Origin of the sequence: Paraburkholderia sp. BCC1884 (assembly GCF_900996225.1) — a bacterium.
Classification (GTDB): domain Bacteria; phylum Pseudomonadota; class Gammaproteobacteria; order Burkholderiales; family Burkholderiaceae; genus Paraburkholderia.
In genome coordinates this window covers 114428-130284 of the sequence record NZ_CAAJGL010000134.1, presented here as the reverse complement: position 1 = coordinate 130284, position 15857 = coordinate 114428, and the positions used below count along the sequence as shown (strand labels likewise).

Below are 15857 nucleotides of genomic sequence, written 5' to 3'. Positions count from 1 at the left end.
CGTCCGGCGCGGCGCCGAACCGCCGCACCGGCTAGCCTTCGATCCGTCCGCGCGTCACGCCCAGCAGACCGGCCATGCCCGCGCGCGCCGCGTCGGCGTCGCGGTCGCGAATCGCTTCGAACACCGCCGTATGCTCGCCCAGCGACGCGTTGAAAACGTCCGCGCGTTTCGCATTCAGGCGCAATTGCGCTTCGAGCGTACGCTCGATCAGCGTGCCGAGAGGAATCAGCAATTCGTTACTGCAAGCGCTCAGCACGCTCACATGAAACTGCAGATCGGCCCGCACCCATTCGTCGACATTGCGCGCCGCCACCATCGCGGCGTGAGCCGTGGCTAGAGCGTCGAACGTCTCGGTCGTGTGCGAAGCCGCCGCCAATCCGGCCGCGTACGGCTCGATCATCTCGCGCATTTCCTGCAGCTTGAGCGCGAACGCCATCGGCTCGGCGACGCGTGAGTACCAGTCGAGCACATCCACATCCAGCAGATTCCACGCGGTTCTCGGCCGTACACGCGTGCCGACGCGCGGCCGCGACTCGATCAGCCCTTTCGAGGTCAAGGTGCGCAGCGCTTCGCGCAACACCGTGCGGCTCACGCCGAACGTGTCCATCAACTCCGCTTCGCGCGGCAGGATCGACTCGGGCGCGTAGTCGCCGCGCAGGATCGCGGTCGCGAGCAGATGGGCGACGCGCCCATGCAGATCGTGCTGAATAACTTTCTCCCAGCGGCCTTGCGGCGCTTTTGATATCGGAACGGGGCCGGAACGAGCGCGATTATCCGGCATCGCAGGTTGTCTGAATCACCATTTGGCCAATAGTACTATTAATAGTACTTAAAGGCGCTTTTGTTGTAGCATGTGAATCCTCGATTATTTCGCCGGCACCGAAGCCAAGGAGACGCACACCATGAAAATCACCAAGCTCGAAACCTTTATCGTTCCGCCGCGCTGGTGCTTCCTGAAGATCGAAACCGACGAAGGCATCGTCGGCTGGGGCGAGCCGGTGGTCGAAGGCCGCGCGCACACGGTGGCCGCGGCGGTGGAAGAGCTGTCCGATTACCTGATCGGCAAGGACCCGCTGCTGATCGAAGACCATTGGCAGGTGATGTACCGCGCGGGCTTCTACCGCGGTGGCCCGATCACGATGAGCGCGATCGCCGGCGTCGACCAGGCGTTGTGGGACATCAAGGGCAAGCATCACGGCGTGCCGATTCATGCGCTGCTGGGCGGCCAGGTGCGCGACAAGATCAAGGTGTATTCGTGGATCGGCGGCGACCGCCCGAGCGACGTCGCCAACAACGCGCGCGCCGTGGTCGAGCGCGGTTTCAAGGCGATCAAGATGAACGGCTCGGAAGAGCTGCAGATCATCGACACCTTCGACAAGGTGCAAGGCGTCATCAACAACGTCGCGGCGGTGCGCGAGGCGGTCGGCCCGAACATCGGCATCGGCGTGGACTTCCACGGCCGCGTGCATAAGCCGATGGCAAAGGTGCTGGCGAAGGAACTCGACCCGTACAAGCTGCTCTTCATCGAAGAGCCGGTGTTGTCGGAAAACGCCGAGGCGCTGCGCGACATCGTCAACCAGACCAATACGCCGATCGCCCTGGGCGAGCGTCTGTATTCACGCTGGGACTTCAAGCACATCCTGTCGGGCGGCTACGTCGACATCATTCAGCCGGACGCGTCGCATGCAGGCGGGATTACCGAATGCCGCAAGATCGCGTCGATGGCCGAAGCCTACGACGTCGCGCTCGCGCTGCACTGCCCGCTCGGACCGATCGCGCTGGCAACCTGCCTGCAGATCGACGCGGTGAGCTACAACGCGTTCATCCAGGAACAGAGCCTGGGGATTCACTACAACCAGGGCAACGACCTGCTCGACTACATCAAGAACCCGGAAGTCTTCAAATACGAAGACGGCTTCGTGTCGATTCCGCAAGGCCCGGGTCTCGGCATCGAGGTCAACGAGGAGAAGGTGCGCGAGATGGCGAAGGTCGGTCACCGCTGGCGCAATCCGGTCTGGCGTCACGAGGACGGCAGCGTCGCGGAATGGTAATTGCATGAACGAACGCCGCCTGCGGGCGGCGTTTTTGTTTTGCGCGCCCGCAGCGAGTTTGCGTGTGCGTGTGCGTGCCTTCGTTTCTGTATTTCAACGGCCCGTGGCGCCGGTAGAAGAACCAACCAGAGGACCACCTCGATGGAGACAACCCACATCCAGTCGCGAGCGACCGGCAAGCGCCACCGCCTGCTCGCCATGCTGTTCATCACCGTGGTCATCACGTATCTGGACCGCAGCAATCTGTCGATCGCCGCCACCGCGATCGCGCAGGACCTGCAACTCGATCCGGCCGAAATGGGCCTGGTGTTTTCCGCGTTCGGCTGGTCCTATGCGTTGCTGCAGATTCCCGGCGGCATGCTGGTGGACCGCACGCGGCCGCGTTTGTTGCTGGCGCTGGTCATCGGACTGTGGTCGCTGGCGACCATTCTGCAAGGCTTCGCCAGCGCGTTCGCCGTGCTGCTGTCGCTGCGTGTGCTGCTCGGCGCACTCGAAGCGCCCGCCTATCCGACGCTCAACCGCGTCGTCACGACGTGGTTTCCCGATAACGAAAGGGCTCGCGCGATCGCCAGCTATACGTCCGGCCAGTACGTCGGGCTCGCGTTCCTGACGCCGGTCCTGGTGCTCACGCAACAGCACTTCGGCTGGCAAGGCGTGTTCTTTCTGACCGGCGCGATCGGCATCGGCTGGGGGCTCGTCTGGTACACGGTGTATCGGGAGCCGTCCGAGGCGGGCGACGTCAACGAAGCCGAGCTCGAGACGATCCGTGCGGGCGGCGGACTGATCGATCTGGCCGACAATCGCCGCGCCCGCACCCGCTACACCGCCGCCGACTGGCGCGCGGTGCTCGGAAACCGCAAGCTCTGGGGCGTGTATATCGGGCAGATCGCGGTCACTTCGACACTGTGGTTCTTCCTCACCTGGTTCCCGACCTACCTCGTGAAATACCGGCACATGGACTTCCTGAAGGCCGGCTTCATGGCGGCCGTGCCGTTTCTGGCGGCGTTCGTCGGAATCCTCGCGTCGGGCTTGCTGTCGGACTGGATGATCCGGCGCGGCGTATCGGCCACCGTCGCGCGCAAGGTGCCGATCGTGACGGGCCTGCTGTTGTCCACGGCGATCGTCGGCGCGAACTATGTCGAGACGCCTGCCATGGTGATCCTGTTCATGGCGATCGCGTTCTTCGGTAGCGGCTTTTCGTCGATCACGTGGGTGCTGGTGTCGTCGATGGCGAAGAAGGAATTGCTCGGCCTCACCGGCGGCATGTTCAACCTGATGGGCAACCTGTCGTCGATCTGCGTGCCGGTGGTGATCGGGCTGATCGTCAGGAATAACGACTTCCGTCCGGCGCTGGTGTTCATGAGTGCGGTGGGGGTGGTGGGCGCGCTGTCCTATCTGTTCCTCGTGGGCAAGATCGAGCGGATTCGCTAGAACCGACCGCACCACGTCCCGTCGATGAGGTCCCGTCGATGAGACGCGCCCTGCGCGTTACGGGGACGTGACGCGCAGGCCGTCGCAGTAACGTAACACTCCGGACCAAACGGCCTCGAACAGCCGTTTTCCGGCCCTTTCTGGATGCCTCGATATTTAGCCCAAAGCCTTTCCCAGAAAGGCTCTCACGCCGTTTGTTCGGCACCAGACATACACTTGGCCCACTCCTTGCTCAAATGATGGAAACAACACGAGCATCGGGGAACATCATGGGCGAATTCCTTCCTGACTATTTGATTCGCGAACAGGCCGCCGTCGGCGCGCTGGTGGCATTCGGCGTGCTGCGCATCGTCGGCGCGTTCCTGGCGTTCGAACGCGGCTGGCGCATCTCGGTGATCGAGAAATGCTTCATCGCTGCGGCCGTGGTGTACTGCCTGCCGCAACTGTTCGATCTGCTGACGCATATGTACGGCTCGCGTGCCGCTGGCGCCGAACTCGAAGGCAAGGCTGCAGGCTGCGCGATTGCCCTCTTCTGTGCGCCGATTCTCGGGCACCGGCTCGGCTTCGAATAAGCGACGGCCCGGCCATGCGATTGATCAAACGTCTGGTACGGCCGACGCGGGTGCCGAAAGTGGCGTTTCGCGCAGGCGAAGTGCTGCGGCTTAAATCCGGCGGACGCCCAATGACGGCAAGCTGGAGCGGACCAGTGCTGTTCGCGCCGGGCAACTGGCTGATCTGTCAGTGGATCAGCGACGCAGGCGAATTACAGCAGGAGATGTTTCCGGAGGAGACCCTGGAGCGGGCAAGCCACGCGCTTGCCGCCTGAAGAGCAGTAACGGATTGCTGGCCACCGCCAGGCGACCGTGTGTTTGCGCCGCACGCTTTTGCTGTGCGGCGTTTTTTTATGAAGCGGACGTGGTGTTGCAGAGATAAGGCAACGCGGACCGCCCGCTTCGGCTTCGGCTTCGGCTTCGGCTTCGGCTTCGGCTTCGGCTTCAGCCGCCCAGTGCCGCAAACGCCGGCACGCTATGCGACAGCGCGGCCGCCGCGACGAACACGCCGATCATCGCCAGCGCTTCGAGATAGATCACGTTGACGAAGGTATGCGCGTCCACCGTCGAAGCCGTGCGGCGCAGGCGCGGCAGCGCCGACACGCGGTTCAGTCCGCCGAGCACGAGCGCCATCGCGACGAGTGCGAGCTTGAGCATCAGCACGTGGCCCCACGTACTCGACTGGATCGCCTCGAACGAGCCGCCCGAGCCGCGCACGGCATTGAAGATGCCCGACAGCAGCACCAGCCCGACCGCCACCACCGACACGTTGGACACCTGCGTCGCCGTGCGGATCAACATGCCGCGCGCGGTCGAAGTGCCGAGCGCCGGTAGCACCGAAAGGCCCGCCGCCATCGCCAGACCGCCCCACACGCTCGTGACGAGCACGTGCAACGTTTGCATGCCGATCGCGGCCGAGGCCACGCCGGCATCGGCGGCATGACCGAGCGACGCCTTGCCGGCGGCAACGGCGATCACCGCCAGCCACAGCAGCGCATTGCGCAGCATGCCCGTCGAGGCGGTCATGGCCGTGCCGAGCAACACCAGCGCGCCGGCAAACGCCACGCTCCAGCCGTAGCCGACGTGGGTTTGCGTGAGCACGGTCGGCACCAGGCCGATCGCGGCCGGCAAGGCGACGCCGCCCATCGACGCCGCCTGGTACAGCAGCCAGCCGAGGTCCGCGAGCACCAGCACGACGGTGGCCGTCAGCATGGCGCGTTGCGCACGCAACCAGGCGGGGCGCGCCGGCGAAATTTTCTGCTGGGCGTCGTTGGCGAGCCACGCACCGAGCAGCGCCGATCCGACGGCAAACGCAAACGCGACGTTCATGAGCGCGGCCATGGCGACCTGCCCGATCCAGAGTCCGTCGAAGCTCATTTGACGTTGAACGCGAAGTCGCCCTGGGTGCGGTGGCCGTCCGTGGCCACCGCGGTCCAATGCACCGCATAGCGGCCCGCGTTCAACTGCGGCAGCGGCAGGCGCATGACCTTGGCGTCGTTCTGATCGACCTGCGAGACAGCTGGCACGTCGGCCTTACCGGCCACGTCGGCCAGCGTGATCTTGCTGAAAGCCGGCTCGAGCGGCTCGGTGAAATGGATCGTCACTTCGGCGGGCGCGGCGACTTCGGCGTTCGCAGCCGGCTCGCTCGATATCAGATGCGCATGGGCGAACGCGGTGGAGGTCGCCAGCAGCGTCGCAGCGCCGAGCACCAACGCGCGCAGCGCCGGACGGGAAAAATGGAATAGCGTCATGTAAGACCGATAGCGGATGAACAGGAAAACGATGGGCGTGCAACCCGGCGCGCAGAGGCAAAAACACCCCGCAGCGCACCGGCGAGCCCGGAAGTGTACGCTTCGATGGTCGACACGGGCTTCGGTTCAACCCGCTTTGTGGAGCCGATGGCCGGAGACCGGCTTAGTGCGTTGATCGGGAAGACAATTCGGGATAGCAGGCATGTCAATTGAAACGCGATCCGCGTCAAACTGTCGCATGGCTGTTACACCAGGAAGCTTCTCTAATGTGGCAAATAGTCATCATTACCCTTCGATGATAGAATTCCGCGTCGCCGCGGCGCCGGCTGCCCTTCACACCGAACCGCTCGAAGTTCGGTCAGGTCCCCCGAATTTGATGGAGTTACGCGTGTCTTCAAGACGCATTTTCCGCCCGCTGCTAGCCGTTCTCCTGATTGGCGCCGCAGGCGTTTATAGCGCTGCGAAAGCGCAGACCCAGCCGAAAGCGCCCGACACGATGGAAGCCCGCGTGCAAGGCTGCACGGCCTGTCACGGCTCCCACGGCCAGGGTACGGACAACGACTACTTCCCGCGTCTGGCGGGCAAGCCTGCCGACTATCTGTACAACCAGCTACAGAACTTCCGCGAAGGGCGCCGCAAGTACCCGCCCATGAACTACCTCGTCACGTATCTCTCCGACGACTACCTTCATCAGATCGCCACGTATTTCTCGCAACAGCGGCCGCCCTATCCGGCACCGGCCAAGCCGACCGTGTCGCAGACCACGCTCGATCGCGGCCAGCAGATCGTGCTGAACGGCGACGCGGGCAAACAGATTCCGGCTTGCGCGGCATGCCACGGCAAGGCCCTGACGGGTATGGAACCGGCGATCCCGGGTCTGGTGGGGCTGCATTCCGACTACATCAGCGCGCAGCTCGGCGCATGGCGCTCGGGTTCGCGTCATGCGATCGCGCCTGATTGCATGCACACCATCGCCACACGCCTGACCGACGAAGATGTGAACGCCGTCGCTTCGTGGCTCGCCACGCAGAAGGCTCCACAAAACCCCGTGCCGGCTCCGGCCCGCTCGATGAAGACTCCGCTTGCCTGCGGCAGCGAACCGCAATAAGGCACCGGGAGAGACACTCAAATGAAACGCAAGTCTTTGTTCGCCCTCTCGGCAGTCGTCATCGTCGCGGCTGCCGCACTCGTTCCCGTCCTGTGGTCGGGCGGCGACAACCTGCACAACGGCTCGGCAATGGCGGCCACACCCGCCGACCAGGCCGACCTGATCAAGAAGGGCGAGTATCTCGCCCGGGCCGGCGACTGTATCGCCTGCCACACGGTGCGCGGCGGCAAGCAGTTCGCCGGCGGCCTGCCGATGGCCACGCCGTTCGGCACGATGTTCACGCCGAACATCACGCCTGACGACCAGTACGGCATCGGCAAATGGACGCAGGACGACTTCTACCGCGCCATGCATACCGGTCGGTCGAAAGACGGCAGCCTGCTGTATCCGGGCTTCCCGTTCACCAGCTACACGAAGGTCACGCGCGCCGACTCGGACGCGATCTACGCGTACCTACGCTCGGTCGCGCCGGTCAACGTGGCGAGCCGTCCGCACGAACTGAAATTCCCGTTCAACCAGCGCAATATGCTGATCGGCTGGCGCACGCTGTTTTTCCGTGAAGGCGAGTACAAGGCGGACCCGACCAAATCGGTCGAATGGAACCGCGGTGCTTACCTGATCGAAGGCCTCGGCCACTGCGGCATGTGCCACACCTCGATCAACGCAATGGGCGGCCCGGTCAGCTCGGCGGCGTTCGCCGGCGGCCTGATCCCGCTGCAGAACTGGTATGCGCCGTCGCTGACGTCGAACAAGGAAGCCGGCCTCGGCGACTGGGAAACCAAAGACATCGCCGATCTGCTGAAGAACGGCGTGTCGAACCGCGGCGCCGTGTTCGGTCCGATGGCTGAAGTGGTTCACAACAGCCTGCAGTACATGTCGGACACGGACATCAACGCGATGGCCACGTATCTGAAGACGATTCCGCAAAAGAGCGAAGCACCGGAAGCGCTGCAACTGGAAACGTCGGAAAAGTTCGGCGGCGAACTGTTGAAGCAAGGTCAGAAGATCTACGGTGACAACTGCGCGAAGTGTCACGCGACAAACGGCCTCGGCATGCCGCCGTCGTTCCCGCCGCTGGCGAATAACCAGTCGATCCAGATGCCGTCGGCGGTCAACCCGATCCGTATGGTGCTGAACGGCGGTTATCCGCCGAGCACGGATGGCAACCCGCATCCGTACGGCATGCCGCCGTTCGCGCAGGCGCTGTCGAACACGGAAGTGGCCGCTGTCGTGACGTACATCCGGATGTCGTGGGGCAACCACGGCACGGCGGTGTCGCCGCAGCAAGTGTCCGATCTGCGTTCAGCGCCGCTCGACTAGGCAGCGTTCGTAGCACCTGGGGCGCGGCCTGCGGATTACGCGGCCGCGCCCTTCGTTTTTGCAGGACCGGTATCATGTGGGCTCTTTTGGTCCGATGAAACCGCGTAGGAGGAATGAGCCGTGCATGTCGGTGAGCGTTTCAACAGCGTGACCCACCTCGTCGGCGCCGTGCTGTCGGTGGTAGGTCTGGCTGCGCTCGTGACGATGGGCGCGCTCGACGGCGACGCGTACAAGGTGGTCAGTTTCAGCGTTTACGGTGCGATGCTGTTCGTGCTGTATGCTATCTCGACGCTTTACCACAGCGTGCGCAACCCGCGTGTCAAAGCGGTTCTGCAAAAATGCGACCATTCGGCGATCTACCTGCTGATCGCCGGCAGTTACACTCCGTTCACACTTGTTACGTTGCGCGGACCGTGGGGCTGGTCGCTATTCGGCGTAAGCTGGGGGCTTGCCGCTCTCGGCATCGTGCAGGAACTGACGCTCGGGCGACGCACCCGCAGCGTTTCGATGGTGCTGTATGTCCTGATGGGATGGCTCGCGCTCGTTGCCGTCCGCCCGCTGGTGCAAGCTTTACCAGCAGCGGGAACCGCCTGGCTCGTGGCCGGCGGGATCATCTACAGCGCCGGCATCTACTTCTTCATCAACGACGAGCGCATCCGGCACGGACATGGTATCTGGCACCTGTTCGTACTGGCGGGCAGTCTGTGTCAATTCGTCAGTGTTGCGCGCTACGTCGCGTGACACGCCCACGGCGGCGAAATGCAACTTAAGGCCAGTCAACGTGTCTTGATAGCGCGTTGAAGCATTCGGCATGCGTGTCCCGCGTGCCGCCGATTTCTCTGCGAATGGAACCAGGCTTGGGCCTCGAGCACGCCATGCGGGCGTGTTCATGCCGCATTCATGCCTGCTCAGCCCATGGTTGCCGCTCGCGAAACTGCATTGCAAAGAGCTTTTATGTCTTTTGATTCCCTCGGCTTGTCCGAACCGTTGGTCCGCGCTGTACACGAACTCGGTTACACCACCCCGACTCCGATCCAGACGCAGGCGATTCCCGCCGTGCTCAACGGCGGCGACCTGCTGGCCGGCGCGCAGACGGGCACCGGCAAGACCGCCGGTTTCACGTTGCCGATCCTGCAACGTCTGAATTCCATGCCCGCCGTCACCACGGGTTCGGGCAAGCGCGCCGTGCGCGCGCTGATCCTCACGCCGACGCGTGAGCTGGCCGCGCAGGTCGAAGAAAGCGTGCGTGCCTACGGTAAGTATCTGAAGCTGAAGTCGACGGTGATGTTCGGCGGCGTCGGCATTAATCCGCAAATCGGCGCGTTGCGCAGCGGCGTGGATATCGTCGTCGCGACGCCGGGTCGTTTGCTCGACCACATGCAGCAGAAGACCATCGATCTGTCGCATCTCGAGATTCTCGTACTCGACGAAGCCGACCGGATGCTCGACATGGGCTTCATCCACGACATCAAGCGCGTGCTCGCCAAGCTGCCGCCGAAGCGTCAGAACCTGCTGTTCTCGGCCACGTTCTCGGACGAGATCAAAACGCTCGCTGACAACCTGCTCGACTCGCCGGCGCTGATCGAAGTGGCGCGTCGCAACACCACGGCGGAAAGCGTCGCGCAAAAGATTCACCCGGTGGATCGCGACAAGAAACGCGAACTGCTCACGCACCTGATCAAGGAACACAACTGGTTCCAGGTGCTGGTGTTCACGCGTACCAAGCACGGCGCGAATCGTCTGGCCGAGCAGTTGACCAAAGACGACATCAGCGCGCTGGCGATTCACGGCAACAAGAGCCAGTCGGCCCGCACGCGCGCGCTGGCCGAGTTCAAGGACGGCACGCTGCAGGTGCTGGTCGCGACCGACATCGCCGCACGCGGTATCGATATCGATCAACTGCCGCACGTAGTCAACTACGATCTGCCGAACGTGCCGGAAGACTACGTGCACCGCATCGGCCGCACGGGTCGTGCTGGCGCGACGGGCGAAGCGGTGTCGCTGGTGTGCGTCGACGAACTGCAGTTGCTGAAGGACATCGAGAAGCTGATCAAGCGTCAGGTGCCGCAGGAAGTGATCGCCGGTTTCGAGCCGGACCCGACGGCCAAGCCTGAGCCGATTCTGCGTCGCGGCCAAGGTGGCGGCGGCGGCGGTGGCGGCGGCGGACGTTCGCCGCGTCAAGGTCAGGGCGCGCCGAAGCGTGATGGCGCGGCTTCCGCGAAGCCCGCGCAACGACAGCCTCAGCGACAGCCGCAACGTGCGGCGAACGGTCAGCAGCAGCCGAAGCCGCAAGGCACGAAGCCGGCCGGCAACGGTGGGCAGCCGCGCCGTGACGGCCAACGTCAGGATGGCCAGCCGCGCGCTGTTGCGCACGAAGGCAGCGGTGCGCAGCATGCGCCGCGCAAGCCGCAGGGCGCCCGGCCGCAAGGCGGCAATCCGGGTGCGTTGCTGGGCGGCGGCGCTGCGAAGCCGCGTAACGACGGACCGCGCGGTGGTCAACCCACGCGCACCGGTCAACGCGGACGTTAATCGCCACGTAGCCTGCCTGAAGCAACACGGTGTCTCGCGCGACGTCCAGCGCGAACGCCGCTGAGTCTTAAGTCTTATCGTCTCGCTAGCGGCGCCCTTCTTCGCTGAAGGGCTAGCGGCTAGCCGAAGCAGCAGCTTGCTTCAGGTGCTCGATCTGCCGTTCCCAGCGGTCGAGCACCGTCTCTCTCTCCTCTTCCAGTTCAAACGTCACGCCGCTTGTCAGACGCGCATAACGCACGCTCTGCGCTTCTGCGGTGTCGATCGATCCGACCAGATAGACCAGCCCGCTGTCATCGCCCGCCGCGCTTGCGAGTGGAGCGACGCGCAACTGCACCTGATAGAACGCCGCCTCACAGACAAAGGTCAGCGCCGCTCGCCCCTCGCGCGCGACAGCACGCGCCGCCCGCGCTTGCGGCCATAACGCGAGGCATAGCGTGCGCGAATCGGGCGCATACAACTCGCCGACGCCCAGCAATGACGTACGCACATGGCCGTTCGTATCGACCGTCAGCAGCGACGCGGTGAAGCGCGCCTTGCTCGCGAGCGACGTGCCGTCGAACAGCGCGCGCACGGCATCGGGCCACTCGTCGAACACGATCTGTTCGAGCGGACGTTCGGGTGCGGGGGAATCGCTCATGGCATCGGTCCGATAACGAGTCAGCAAGTGGCCATCATGCCTTGAAAAGCAAATGGCCCGCATGCCTACCTCTGCGGGCCAGTCACGGTCATCGCGTCATACCGCCGATCTACCGGAAGAACACGTGCTGCGTGATCTTGGCGAGCGGGTAATGCACGCCAGGCTGAATCCGCGCCGGCAAGTCGAGCGGCTTGAGCAGCATCTTCACGCACATGTCGGCCGACAGATTGCGCCGCACCAACGCATTGATACGCGCCGCGCGTTCGCGGTTATAGGCCGAGTCATGCACGCGCTCCGGATAACGAATCGCGAACACGTGGCGCAACGCAATCTCCGAGTCTTCGTTCTTGATCTCCATGACACGACGCATCAATGCGCCGAGCACGGCAAGACGGCCGTTGCCTTCGATCTTGTTGTACTTCTTGAAGAACTTGAAAAAGTGCTTGTAGTGACGGACTTCGTCGGTGCGGATGTTGTCGGTGATCTGCTTGAGTACCGGTTCGTCCGAGCACTCGCCGATCGCGCGATACAACGTGGCCGTACCCGTTTCCACCACGCAGCGCGCCACCATTTCCAGCGCGCGGGTCTTTTCGAAATCTTCCACCGAACAGGTCAGCGAATACTCTTCCATGAAGTTGCTGAACGCAGTGTCCCAGTCGAACTCGGGCCATACGTAAGCGATATACGTCTTGAGCGCCCGGCCGTGCTGCATTTCTTCCGGTTCCCATTCGCCGTTGAGCCACGCCGACACTTCTGGATCGCCGTCGAAAAACGTGCTGAGGTTACTGGTGTAAAGATCGGTGCCGCTTTCGATAAACGAAGCCGCGCACAAGAGGAGCAGCAGATCTTCGTTGGCGACGGCCTTTTGCCGGTCAATGCGGGTGAGGTCGATATCCTCGATCCGCCAGGGCATGACATGGTTCAACTCGGTATGCATCGTGTCTTGCTCCGAAAGCTGTATCGACTCGTGGAGCAAGCTCGCGACCGCCCGTTATCGCCGGGCGGTACGCCGTGTCAGATACAGCACCTTGATTAGAGTTAACCCCTTGTACTTTGCATCTTAGCCGCAGTTTCACAACTCTGCAGATAACCCAGCACAGACCATGCCGCAGCGTCTCAGTTCCAATTCGCACCTAGTCGAACCCTTCGGTCCGACGAATACGCGCGGCGCACGCCATAAAAAAAGCCAGCTCGACGAGCTGGCTTCAACGACTGGAGCGCTTGTGTGAGGCCGATCCGGCAAGGCCGCCGGCCGCACTTATCAAGCCTGGGCACGGCGGCTTCAGGCAGGCTGAACGCCTTGCGTCGGCCGGACGCGACGCATGCGCGCGGCCACGACGATCAGCGACAGACCCGACAGCACGGCGGCGATCAGCACGTAGTAACTCGGCGCGAGCTTGTCGCCGGTCAGGTGAATGAAGGTCTCGACAATCGTCGGCGCAAAGCCGCCGAAGATCGTCACGCCGATGCTGTAAGCGATCGAAAGACCGGTCGAGCGAACGCGCGTCGGGAAGATCTCGGACATCAGCGCAGGCATGGGTCCGGAGTAAGCGGCCTTGAAAATTCCGGCCGTGCCTTGCAACAACAACAGCCAGCCGACGGTCGGATGCGACTGCAGCAACGCGAACATCGGATAGATCAACACGCCCATCAGAATCGACGTGGTCAGCATGATGCGAATCCGTCCGATGCGATCGGACAACGCGCCCATGACCGGCGACAACAGGAACTGCAACCCGCCGTTGAGCACCACCACGCCGAATGCCGCCGCCGCCGGCATATGCAACTGTTTGACCGCATACATCGGCATGTAAAGCTGCAGCACATACACGCCGACCGTGGACTGCGCAACGATGCCGACCGCGAGCAGCAGGTTGACCCATTGGCTGGCAAACGAAGCGTCCTGCTGCTCGTCGCCGGCCGCCTGCTGGTCTCGCGCCGCCGTTTCGCGCGCCTCGCGCAGCGCGAGGAATTCCGGCGTTTCGTCCAGATGTGAGCGGATATAGAACCCCACCGGCCCGACCAGCAAGCCGAACACGAACGGCAGGCGCCAGCCCCAGCTATTGAGCTGCTCGGGCGGCATCCACGCAGTCAGGAGCGAGCCGAAAGCGGCCGCGGTGATCGCGGCGAGCCCCTGACTCGCGAACTGCCAGCTTGCGTAATAGCCGCGACGCGACGCGCTATGTTCGACCATGAAGGCCGTCGCGCTGCCGAACTCGCCGCCCACCGCAAAGCCCTGCACGAGACGCGCGACGAGGATCAGCACGGGCGCGGCGAGACCGATCGACACATACGGCGGCATCACGGCCATCGTGAAGGTGCCGACCATCATCAGCGCGATGGCGAGTGTCAACGCGGCCTTGCGGCCTTGACGATCGCCATAGACGCCCAGCACGATCGCGCCGAGCGGACGCATCAGGAACGAGATGCCGAAGGTGGCGATGGCGAGCAGCGTCGAGAGCCACTCGTCCTGCATCGGGAAAAACTGTTTGGCGATGATGCTCGCGAAGTAGCCGTAGACCAGGAAATCGAACCACTCGAGCGCATTGCCGACCGACGACGAAAACACGATCCGCCGCACCATCGCTTTGGAAAGCGGCGCGGCCGGGGAATGAGGGGAAGCGATCGCCGAGGGCGACGCGGGGGTCTGCATGATGTCTCCTGCCTTGCTCGAAGTGCTGATACTTGTGTGGGTTGCTGCGGCGTCGATGGAGACCGTAGCGCGCGGGGAAATGCGCCAATCCATCGCGCGCAAAAAGCAACCAGGCGCCGCATTGAAGCGGCGCCTTGTCGATGCGGGCTTAGAAACCGGCGGCCAGCCCGTCGCGGCGGCTGTCGCTTGCCGCCACGTAGCCGCGCTCCGGATCGTTGCGATCGAGCTTCCAGATGTACTGGCCCGAGCCGAAGTCCATATACGGATCGTCCACCGACTTGATCGTGTGGCCGAGCTTCTGCAGGGCTTCGGCGGTCTTCGGATCGAGCGTCGATTCGATGTCGATGGTGAAGTCGCGATTGACCTTCCAGCGCGGTGCGTCGCATGCCGCCTGCGGCTGCTGACCGTAGTCGAGCATCCGTACGATGGATTGCAGATGCCCTTGCGGCTGCATGTCGCCGCCCATCACGCCGAAGCTCATCACCGCTTCCTGCTGGCCGTTCACCTGCTGCGTGAGGAACGACGGAATGATGGTGTGGAACGGCCGCTTGCCGCCTTCCACCACGTTCGGCGATTTCGGGTCCATCGAGAAGCCGCAGCCGCGGTTCTGCATGGCGATGCCGCTGTCCGGCACCACGATGCCCGAGCCGAAGCCCATGTAATTCGACTGGATGAAGCTGACCATCATGCCGCGCTCGTCCGCCACCGACATGTAGATCGTGCCGCCGGCCTTCGGCATGCCGAAGTCGAACTGCGTGGCGCGCTTATGATCGATCAGCCTGGCGCGCGACGTGAGGTAGGCGTCGTCGAGCATCTGCTCGGGCGTGACGTCCATCGACCGAGGATCGGCCACGTATTGGTAGACATCGGCGAACGCCAGCTTCATCGCCTCGATCTGCAGGTGCTGCGACTCGACGTTGTCGACGGTCAGTTCCTTCACGTCGAATTTTTCGAGGATGCCCAACGCGATCAGCGCCGCGATGCCCTGCCCGTTCGGCGGAATTTCGTGGACGGTGTAGCCGCGATAATCCTTGCCGATCGGCTCGACCCAATCCGCGCGATAGTTGCGCAGGTCTTCCGCCGTCAGCGCGCCGCCGCCCTCGCGCGCAAACGCGGCGATCTGCTCGGCGATCTCGCCTTCGTAATACGCACGCGGGCCTTGCTCGGCGAGCTTGCGCAGCGTCTTCGCGTGACCCGGAAAGCGCACCAGTTCGCTCACTTCGGGCGCGCGGCCGCGCGGCATGAAGGTTTGCGCGAAGCCCGGCAGGTCTTTCAACTCGGGGACGGCGGCCGCCCACTTATAGGCGACGATGCTCGCCACCGCGTGACCGCGCTCGGCGATTTCGATCGCCGGTTCCATCAGATCGGCGAACGGCAGCGTGCCGAATTTCTGATGCAACGCTTCCCAACCGGCAATCACGCCGGGCACCGTCACCGCATCCCAGCCGCGCTTGGGCTGCTTCGCGATGCCGTTTTCCTCGCCGTACTTGCGCTTGAAGTAATCCACATTCCACGCCGCCGGCGACACGCCCGACGCGTTCAAACCGTGCAGCTTCCTGCCGTCCCACACCAGTGCGAAAGCGTCGCCGCCCAAGCCGCACGACACCGGCTCCACGACCGTGATGGCGGCCGCCGCCGCGATCGCCGCGTCGACGGCATTGCCGCCCTTCCACAACATGCGCAGGCCGGCTTGCGCGGCCAGCGGATGCGAGGTCGAGACGATATTGCGCGCGAATACAGGAAGACGCGGCGTCGGATAGGGGTTTTGCCAGTTGAAGCCAGTCATGTCGAACACTCTCGAAAGCGCGGCCCGGCGGGCGGAAGCT

The 15857-nt window shown here is 63.7% G+C and carries 15 protein-coding genes; 8 read left to right on the top strand and 7 right to left on the bottom strand.

Going from position 1 to position 15857, the window contains the following annotated elements:
* Positions 1–31: 31 nt before the first annotated feature.
* On the bottom strand, positions 32–781 hold the full coding sequence (locus tag FQ705_RS29905; RefSeq protein WP_260854665.1) for a FadR/GntR family transcriptional regulator: 750 nt from the start codon (positions 779–781) through the stop codon (positions 32–34).
* Between the two features lie 121 nt (positions 782–902).
* On the opposite strand from FQ705_RS29905, the gene dgoD reads away from it, so the two are divergent.
* The 4 genes from dgoD to FQ705_RS29885 all read left to right on the top strand — a co-directional run bounded on the left by dgoD (position 903) and on the right by FQ705_RS29885 (position 4308).
* Complete coding sequence (gene dgoD / locus FQ705_RS29900) at positions 903–2051, top strand: galactonate dehydratase (RefSeq protein WP_144147950.1); 1149 nt, start codon at positions 903–905, stop codon at positions 2049–2051.
* 141 nt (positions 2052–2192) lie between these two features.
* Positions 2193–3482, top strand: coding sequence for an MFS transporter (locus FQ705_RS29895; RefSeq protein ID WP_144147948.1), 1290 nt, complete (start codon positions 2193–2195; stop codon positions 3480–3482).
* 269 nt (positions 3483–3751) lie between these two features.
* Entirely contained in the window at positions 3752–4054 is a 303-nt protein-coding gene (locus FQ705_RS29890) for a hypothetical protein (RefSeq protein WP_144147946.1), read from the top strand.
* A 14-nt stretch (positions 4055–4068) separates the two neighbouring features.
* Positions 4069–4308 carry a YodC family protein gene (locus FQ705_RS29885; protein ID WP_144147944.1) on the top strand — a complete coding sequence of 80 codons (240 nt, stop codon included), beginning with the start codon at positions 4069–4071 and terminating at the stop codon, positions 4306–4308.
* Positions 4309–4477: 169 nt separating this feature from the next.
* Here the strand turns inward: FQ705_RS29885 and FQ705_RS29880 are convergent, their stop codons facing one another.
* Both FQ705_RS29880 and copC read right to left on the bottom strand, forming a co-directional pair.
* Positions 4478–5410, bottom strand: coding sequence for a CopD family protein (locus tag FQ705_RS29880; protein ID WP_144147942.1), 933 nt, complete (start codon positions 5408–5410; stop codon positions 4478–4480).
* Positions 5407–5784 carry a copper homeostasis periplasmic binding protein CopC gene (copC, locus tag FQ705_RS29875; protein ID WP_144147940.1) on the bottom strand — a complete coding sequence of 126 codons (378 nt, stop codon included), beginning with the start codon at positions 5782–5784 and terminating at the stop codon, positions 5407–5409. Before copC ends, FQ705_RS29880 begins: the two co-directional genes overlap by 4 nt.
* 376 nt (positions 5785–6160) lie before the next feature.
* On the opposite strand from copC, the gene FQ705_RS29870 reads away from it, so the two are divergent.
* The 4 genes from FQ705_RS29870 to FQ705_RS29855 all read left to right on the top strand — a co-directional run bounded on the left by FQ705_RS29870 (position 6161) and on the right by FQ705_RS29855 (position 10741).
* A complete protein-coding gene (locus FQ705_RS29870) occupies positions 6161–6892 on the top strand; it encodes a c-type cytochrome (RefSeq protein WP_144147938.1) in 732 nt (243 codons plus the stop codon).
* 21 nt (positions 6893–6913) lie between these two features.
* Positions 6914–8212 carry a c-type cytochrome gene (locus FQ705_RS29865; protein WP_144147936.1) on the top strand — a complete coding sequence of 433 codons (1299 nt, stop codon included), beginning with the start codon at positions 6914–6916 and terminating at the stop codon, positions 8210–8212.
* Positions 8213–8332: 120 nt separating this feature from the next.
* On the top strand, positions 8333–8953 hold the full coding sequence (gene trhA, locus FQ705_RS29860; RefSeq protein ID WP_144147934.1) for a PAQR family membrane homeostasis protein TrhA: 621 nt from the start codon (positions 8333–8335) through the stop codon (positions 8951–8953).
* 213 nt (positions 8954–9166) lie between these two features.
* Positions 9167–10741 carry a DEAD/DEAH box helicase gene (locus tag FQ705_RS29855; protein WP_144147932.1) on the top strand — a complete coding sequence of 525 codons (1575 nt, stop codon included), beginning with the start codon at positions 9167–9169 and terminating at the stop codon, positions 10739–10741.
* A gap of 112 nt (positions 10742–10853) precedes the next feature.
* On the opposite strand, the gene FQ705_RS29850 is transcribed toward FQ705_RS29855, so the two are convergent.
* From FQ705_RS29850 to ggt, 4 genes are all read right to left on the bottom strand, one after another.
* Positions 10854–11378, bottom strand: coding sequence for a hypothetical protein (locus FQ705_RS29850; RefSeq protein ID WP_144147930.1), 525 nt, complete (start codon positions 11376–11378; stop codon positions 10854–10856).
* 109 nt (positions 11379–11487) lie between these two features.
* A complete protein-coding gene (locus FQ705_RS29845; protein ID WP_144147928.1) occupies positions 11488–12315 on the bottom strand; it encodes a ferritin-like domain-containing protein in 828 nt (275 codons plus the stop codon).
* A 345-nt stretch (positions 12316–12660) separates the two neighbouring features.
* Positions 12661–14031 carry an MFS transporter gene (locus FQ705_RS29840; RefSeq protein WP_144147910.1) on the bottom strand — a complete coding sequence of 457 codons (1371 nt, stop codon included), beginning with the start codon at positions 14029–14031 and terminating at the stop codon, positions 12661–12663.
* Between the two features lie 148 nt (positions 14032–14179).
* Positions 14180–15817, bottom strand: coding sequence for a gamma-glutamyltransferase (ggt, locus tag FQ705_RS29835; protein WP_144147909.1), 1638 nt, complete (start codon positions 15815–15817; stop codon positions 14180–14182).
* Between the last annotated feature and the right edge of the window lie 40 nt (positions 15818–15857).

Bases quoted from the DNA above. Each gene is read 5' to 3' on its own strand.
- FQ705_RS29905 (WP_260854665.1), bottom strand. From the start codon at position 781: ATGCCGGATAATCGCGCTCGTTCCGGCCCCGTTCCGATATCAAAAGCG.
- dgoD (WP_144147950.1), top strand. From the start codon at position 903: ATGAAAATCACCAAGCTCGAAACCTTTATCGTTCCGCCGCGCTGGTGC.
- FQ705_RS29895 (WP_144147948.1), top strand. From the start codon at position 2,193: ATGGAGACAACCCACATCCAGTCGCGAGCGACCGGCAAGCGCCACCGC.
- FQ705_RS29890 (WP_144147946.1), top strand. From the start codon at position 3,752: ATGGGCGAATTCCTTCCTGACTATTTGATTCGCGAACAGGCCGCCGTC.
- FQ705_RS29885 (WP_144147944.1), top strand. From the start codon at position 4,069: ATGCGATTGATCAAACGTCTGGTACGGCCGACGCGGGTGCCGAAAGTG.
- FQ705_RS29880 (WP_144147942.1), bottom strand. From the start codon at position 5,410: ATGAGCTTCGACGGACTCTGGATCGGGCAGGTCGCCATGGCCGCGCTC.
- copC (WP_144147940.1), bottom strand. From the start codon at position 5,784: ATGACGCTATTCCATTTTTCCCGTCCGGCGCTGCGCGCGTTGGTGCTC.
- FQ705_RS29870 (WP_144147938.1), top strand. From the start codon at position 6,161: ATGGAGTTACGCGTGTCTTCAAGACGCATTTTCCGCCCGCTGCTAGCC.
- FQ705_RS29865 (WP_144147936.1), top strand. From the start codon at position 6,914: ATGAAACGCAAGTCTTTGTTCGCCCTCTCGGCAGTCGTCATCGTCGCG.
- FQ705_RS29855 (WP_144147932.1), top strand. From the start codon at position 9,167: ATGTCTTTTGATTCCCTCGGCTTGTCCGAACCGTTGGTCCGCGCTGTA.
- FQ705_RS29850 (WP_144147930.1), bottom strand. From the start codon at position 11,378: ATGAGCGATTCCCCCGCACCCGAACGTCCGCTCGAACAGATCGTGTTC.
- FQ705_RS29845 (WP_144147928.1), bottom strand. From the start codon at position 12,315: ATGCATACCGAGTTGAACCATGTCATGCCCTGGCGGATCGAGGATATC.
- FQ705_RS29840 (WP_144147910.1), bottom strand. From the start codon at position 14,031: ATGCAGACCCCCGCGTCGCCCTCGGCGATCGCTTCCCCTCATTCCCCG.
- ggt (WP_144147909.1), bottom strand. From the start codon at position 15,817: ATGACTGGCTTCAACTGGCAAAACCCCTATCCGACGCCGCGTCTTCCT.